The following is a 5,743-nucleotide window of genomic DNA, read 5'->3' as shown; positions in this document are numbered from 1 at the left end:
GCGGCGCAAACAGTCCGCGCCCCGCATCCGAATACGTTTAAACCCAATACAAACAAGGAAAGACGAACATCATGGACGTACAACTCCCGATCGAAGCCAAAGACATTCAAAAACTTATCCCACACCGCTATCCGTTTTTGCAACTCGACCGCATTACCGCGTTCGAACCGATGAAAACCCTAACTGCGATTAAAAACGTCACCATGAACGAGCCGCAGTTCCAAGGCCATTTTCCCGACCTGCCCGTGATGCCCGGCGTGCTGATTATCGAAGCCATGGCGCAAGCGTGCGGCACACTCGCCATCCTCAGCGAAGGCGGCCGTAAAGAAAACGAATTCTTCTTCTTCGCCGGTATCGACGACGCCCGTTTCAAACGCCAAGTCATCCCCGGCGACCAACTGGTATTTGAAGTCGAGCTGTTGACCAACAAACGCGGTATCGGCAAATTCAACGCCGTTGCCAAAGTCGACGGCCAAGTTGCCGTTGAAGCCGTGATTATGTGCGCCAAACGCGTGGTGTAAGAATGGGACAGGCCGTCTGAAAGTTCAGACGGCATCTTGCAGGCAATACCTGTATCAGACAGCAAGGAGACAGCATGACCCTTATCCATCCGACCGCCGTCATCGACCCTAAAGCCGAACTCGACTCCAGCGTCAAAGTCGGCCCATACAGCATCATCGGCCCCAATGTGCAAATCGGTGCGAATACCGAAATCGGCCCGCACGTCGTCATCAACGGCCATACGACCATCGGTGAAAACAACCGTATTTTCCAATTTGCCAGCCTCGGCGAAATTCCGCAGGACAAAAAATACCGCGACGAGCCGACCAAGCTGATTATCGGCAACGGCAACACCATCCGCGAATTTACGACGTTCAACCTCGGTACGGTCACCGGTATCGGCGAAACCCGTATCGGCGACGACAACTGGATTATGGCCTACTGCCACCTTGCCCATGACTGCGTGGTCGGCAACCATACCATCTTCGCCAACAACGCCTCACTCGCAGGCCACGTTACCATCGGCGACTACGTCGTCTTGGGCGGCTACACGCTGGTGTTCCAATTCTGCCAAATCGGCGATTACGCCATGACCGCGTTTGCCGCCGGCGTACACAAAGACGTACCGCCGTACTTCATGGCTGCTGGCTACCGCGCCGAACCGGCCGGCCTCAATAGCGAAGGTATGCGCCGCAACGGTTTCACTGCCGAACAGATTGCCTCTGTCAAAGATGTGTATAAAACCATTTACCATCGTGGCATTCCGTTTGAAGAGGCCAAGGCAGACATTCTGAAACGTGCCGAAACCCAAAGCGAATTGGCGGTATTTAAAGACTTTTTTGCACAATCCACACGCGGCATTATCCGTTGATTGATGGATTGAGGGCCGTCTGAAACTTTTTCAGACGGCCTTTGGATTGCAAAAATCCGCGCAGTAGGCAGGTTTCCTGTCTGTCTGCCGCAGATGCCGTCTGAAAACGGGCGGGCAAATGTCCGCCACAAAATCTTTTAGCTTCCGAACCTCAACAACATGAACCCCAATCCTTCCCCCCTTATCGCCATCAGTGTCGGCGAAGCTTCCGGCGACTTGCTTGGCGCACACTTAATCCGTGCCATTAAGGCGCGTTGCCCGAATGCGCGGTTTACCGGCATCGGTGGCGAGCGCATGAAGGCGGAGGGTTTCGAGAGTTTGTACGATCAGGAAAAGTTGGCGGTGCGCGGTTTTGTTGAGGTCATCAAACGCCTGCCGCAGATTTTGAAAATCCGCAAAGGGCTGGTGAACGATTTAATCCGCCTCAAGCCGGATGTGTTTATCGGCATCGATGCGCCGGACTTTAATCTCGGCGTGGCGGAAAAACTCAAGCAGGCAGGCATTCATACCATTCATTACGTCAGCCCGTCGGTTTGGGCGTGGCGACGCGAACGGGTCAATAAAATCGTGCATCAGGTCAACCGCGTGTTGTGCCTGTTTCCGATGGAGCCGCAGCTTTATATCGATGCCGGAGGTAAGGCCGAGTTTGTCGGCCATCCGATGGCGCAAACCATGCCCGTGGAAGCGGATAGGGCGGCGGCGCGGCAGAAGCTGGGCGTTCCTGCGGACGTGCCCGTGTTTGCCATATTGCCCGGCAGCCGCGTGAGCGAAATCGATTACATGGCGGCGGTATTTTTTCAGACGGCCTTATTGCTGTTGAAACGTTACCCGCAGGCACAGTTTTTGCTGCCTGTGGCAACGGCCGCAACGCGCAAACGCATTAGCGAAATTTTGGCGCAGCCTGAGTTCGCCTCTCTTCCCATCACGCTGACCGACAAGCAGTCGGATACGGTTTGCACCGCTGCCGACGTGGTATTGGTTACCAGCGGTACGGCGACTTTGGAAGTGGCCTTGTGCAAGCGGCCTATGGTCATCAGCTACAAAATTTCGCCGCTGACTTATGCGTATGTGAAACGCAAAATCAAAGTGCCGCATGTCGGTTTGCCCAATATTCTGTTGGGTAAAGCCGCTGTTCCCGAGCTGCTGCAACACGACGCCGTCCCTGAAAAACTGGCGCAGGCCGTTGCAGACTGGTATGACCGCCCTGAAGCCGTGGCCGTGTTGGAACAGGATTTCCACGCCTTGCATCTGCTGTTGAAAAAAGATACGGCTGCATTGGCGGCGGCGGCAGTATTGGAAGAAGCCGGATTTTCAGACGGCCTGAAAGACAAGTAAGGAAAATACATGAATTTATTGGGAGCCTTGGCCAAGGTTGGCAGCCTGACTATGGTGTCGCGCATTTTAGGCTTTGTGCGCGATACGATTATCGCCCGTGCGTTTGGTGCAGGCATGGCGACGGATGCGTTTTTTGTCGCGTTCAAACTGCCCAACCTGCTGCGGCGCGTGTTTGCAGAGGGCGCATTTGCCCAAGCCTTCGTACCGATTTTGGCGGAATACAAAGAAACCCGCTCACCCGAAGCCACACAGGCATTTGTACGTCATGTGGCCGGTATGCTGTCGTTTGTGTTGGTCATCGTTACCGCGCTGGGCATACTTGCCGCGCCATGGGTGATTTATGTTTCCGCTCCCGGTTTTGCCAAAGAAGCTGATAAGTTTCAGCTTTCCATCGACCTGCTGCGGGTAACGTTTCCTTATATCTTTTTGATTTCCTTGTCGTCTTTTGTCGGTTCGATCCTTAATTCCTATCATAAATTCGGCATTCCTGCCTTTACGCCGACATTTTTGAACATCTCCTTTATCGTCTTTTCCCTGTTTTTTGTACCGTATTTCGATCCGCCCGTTATGGCTTTGGCGTGGGCGGTATTTGTCGGCGGCGTGTTGCAGCTGGTGTTCCAACTGCCTTGGTTGGCAAAATTGGGCTTCTTGAAAATGCCCAAACTCAGCTTTAAAGACGCAGCGGTCAACCGCGTGATGAAACAGATGGCACCGGCTATTTTGGGCGTAAGCGTGGCGCAGATTTCCTTGGTTATCAACACCATTTTTGCCTCGTTTTTACAGTCCGGCAGCGTGTCGTGGATGTATTACGCCGACCGACTGATGGAATTGCCGACTGGCGTTTTGGGCGTGGCACTCGGTACAATCTTGCTGCCTACCTTGTCCAAACACGCCGCCAGTCAGGATACCGAGCAGTTTTCCGGCCTGCTCGACTGGGGTTTGCGCTTGTGTATGCTACTGACCCTACCTGCCGCCGTCGGCCTTGCCGTGTTGTCTTTCCCTCTGGTTACGACCTTGTTCATGTACCGTGAATTTACGCTGCACGACGCGCAAATGACCCAACACGCGCTGATCGCCTATTCCTTCGGCTTGATCGGGCTGATTATGATTAAAGTGTTGGCACCCGGCTTCTACGCGCGCCAAAACATCAAAACTCCTGTTAAGGTCGCTATTTTCACGCTGATTTGCACGCAGTTGATGAACCTCGCCTTCATTTCGCCGCTCAAACACGTCGGCTTGTCCCTCGCTATCGGTTTGGGCGCGTGTCTGAATGCAGGTTTGCTGTTTTTCCTTTTGCGCAAACACGGCATCTACCGCCCCGGTAAAGGATGGGCGGCGTTTTTGGTCAAAATGGTCATCTCTTTGGTCGTCATGGGCGGCGGTTTGTGGCTGGCGCAATATTATCTGCCGTTTGAATGGGTACACGTCGGCGGCTTTAAAAAAGCAGGCCAACTCTGTGTCCTGATTGCCTTGGGCGGCGGCCTCTACTTCGTTTCCCTCGCTGCGCTCGGCTTCCGTCCGCACCATTTCCGCAGAGTAGAAAAATAAGCAACCGTAGTGCGTATTGCTTTGGCTTAAAGACTATTCGCTAAAAAGGCCGTCTGAAACATTTTCAGACGGCCTTTTCTTGCTTTACGTTTCAACTGTAAAGCTTTGCTCCTTTTTTGACGAACTCAATCGCTTTTTCTTCCATACCTTGCTGTTGTGCTTTTTGCTTGTCGGCGTAGTCGCGCACTTCCTGCGTGATTTTCATCGAGCAGAATTTGGGGCCGCACATCGAGCAGAAGTGGGCGATTTTCGCGCCTTCTGCGGGCAGGGTTTCGTCGTGGAAGCTCTCGGCGCGTTCGGGGTCGAGGCTGAGGCGGAATTGGTCGCGCCAGCGGAATTCGAAACGCGCCTTGCTCAGGGCGTTGTCGCGCAACTGCGCACCCGGCCAGCCTTTGGCGAGGTCGGCGGCGTGGGCGGCGAGTTTGTAGGTAATGATGCCGGTGCGCACGTCTTCTTTATCGGGCAGGCCAAGATGCTCTTTCGGGGTCACGTAGCAGAGCATGGCTGTGCCGTACCAGCCGATATTGGTCGCGCCTATGCCCGAGGTGATGTGGTCGTAGCCGGGGGCGATGTCGGTAACGAGCGGGCCGAGGGTGTAGAAAGGCGCTTCAAAGCAATGTTGCAGCTCTTCGGTCATGTTTTCTTTCACGCGTTGCAACGGTACATGGCCGGGGCCTTCGATCATGACTTGGACGTCGTGTTTCCACGCTTTGGCGGTCAATTCGCCCAAAGTGTGCAGCTCGGCAAATTGGGATTCGTCGTTGGCATCGGCAATGCAGCCGGGGCGCAGGCCGTCGCCGAGGCTGAACGAGACGTCGTAGGCTTTCATGATTTCGCAGATTTCGTCGAAATGCGTGTAGAGGAAGTTTTCCTGATGGTGGGCGAGGCACCATTTCGCCATGATGGAGCCGCCGCGCGATACGATGCCGGTCAGGCGGTTGGCGGTCATCGGCACATAACGCAGCAATACGCCGGCGTGCAGGGTGAAATAATCCACGCCTTGTTCTGCCTGCTCGATTAAGGTGTCGCGCACCAAATCCCAAGTCAAATCTTCGGCAATGCCGCCGGTTTTTTCCAAAGCCTGGTAAATAGGCACGGTGCCGATGGGGACGGGCGCGTTGCGGATAATCCATTCGCGCGTTTCGTGGATGTGCGCGCCTGTGGATAAGTCCATAATCGTGTCTGCGCCCCAACGCAGCGACCACACCATTTTTTCGACTTCTTCGGTCAGGCTGGAGGTGACGGCGGAGTTGCCCAAGTTGCCGTTGATTTTGACACGGAAGTTGCGGCCGATAATCATCGGTTCGAGTTCGGGGTGGTTGATGTTGGCAGGGATAATCGCGCGTCCGGCGGCGATTTCTTGGCGCACAAATTCGGGCGTGATTTGGTCGGGATGGGTTGGGATATTCGCGCCGAAACTTTGCCCTGCGTGCTGTATCAAGAGCTTGGCGTATTCAGGCCGTCTGAAAAGCTCGTCCAGCTTCATGC

Annotated in this window: 5 protein-coding genes; 4 read left to right on the top strand and 1 reads right to left on the bottom strand. The window is 54.6% G+C overall.

What is annotated here, in order from left to right; genetic code table 11:
* Positions 1-71 precede the first annotated feature (71 nt).
* The 4 genes from fabZ (at position 72) to murJ (ending at position 4,255) form a co-directional block, all read left to right on the top strand.
* Positions 72-521: a 3-hydroxyacyl-ACP dehydratase FabZ gene (gene fabZ, locus ACTHUT_RS12935; RefSeq protein ID WP_003681704.1), complete on the top strand. Its 450-nt coding sequence runs from the start codon at positions 72-74 to the stop codon at positions 519-521.
* A 74-nt stretch (positions 522-595) separates the two neighbouring features.
* Complete coding sequence (gene lpxA, locus ACTHUT_RS12930; protein ID WP_003681706.1) at positions 596-1,372, top strand: acyl-ACP--UDP-N-acetylglucosamine O-acyltransferase; 777 nt, start codon at positions 596-598, stop codon at positions 1,370-1,372.
* 159 nt (positions 1,373-1,531) lie between these two features.
* Positions 1,532-2,707: a lipid-A-disaccharide synthase gene (gene lpxB, locus ACTHUT_RS12925; RefSeq protein WP_250599396.1), complete on the top strand. Its 1,176-nt coding sequence runs from the start codon at positions 1,532-1,534 to the stop codon at positions 2,705-2,707.
* Between the two features lie 9 nt (positions 2,708-2,716).
* Positions 2,717-4,255: a murein biosynthesis integral membrane protein MurJ gene (gene murJ, locus ACTHUT_RS12920; protein ID WP_250599398.1), complete on the top strand. Its 1,539-nt coding sequence runs from the start codon at positions 2,717-2,719 to the stop codon at positions 4,253-4,255.
* Positions 4,256-4,346: 91 nt separating this feature from the next.
* Here the strand turns inward: murJ and thiC are convergent.
* Positions 4,347-5,743, bottom strand: a 1,397-nt coding sequence (gene thiC / locus ACTHUT_RS12915; protein ID WP_440418868.1) for a phosphomethylpyrimidine synthase ThiC, incomplete at its 5' end; no start/stop codon positions are given.

This window comes from Neisseria sp. P0022.S010 (genome assembly GCF_051956635.1).
The sequence above is the reverse complement of the archived record's forward strand: the minus strand, read 5'-3'. Positions and strand labels throughout refer to the sequence as shown.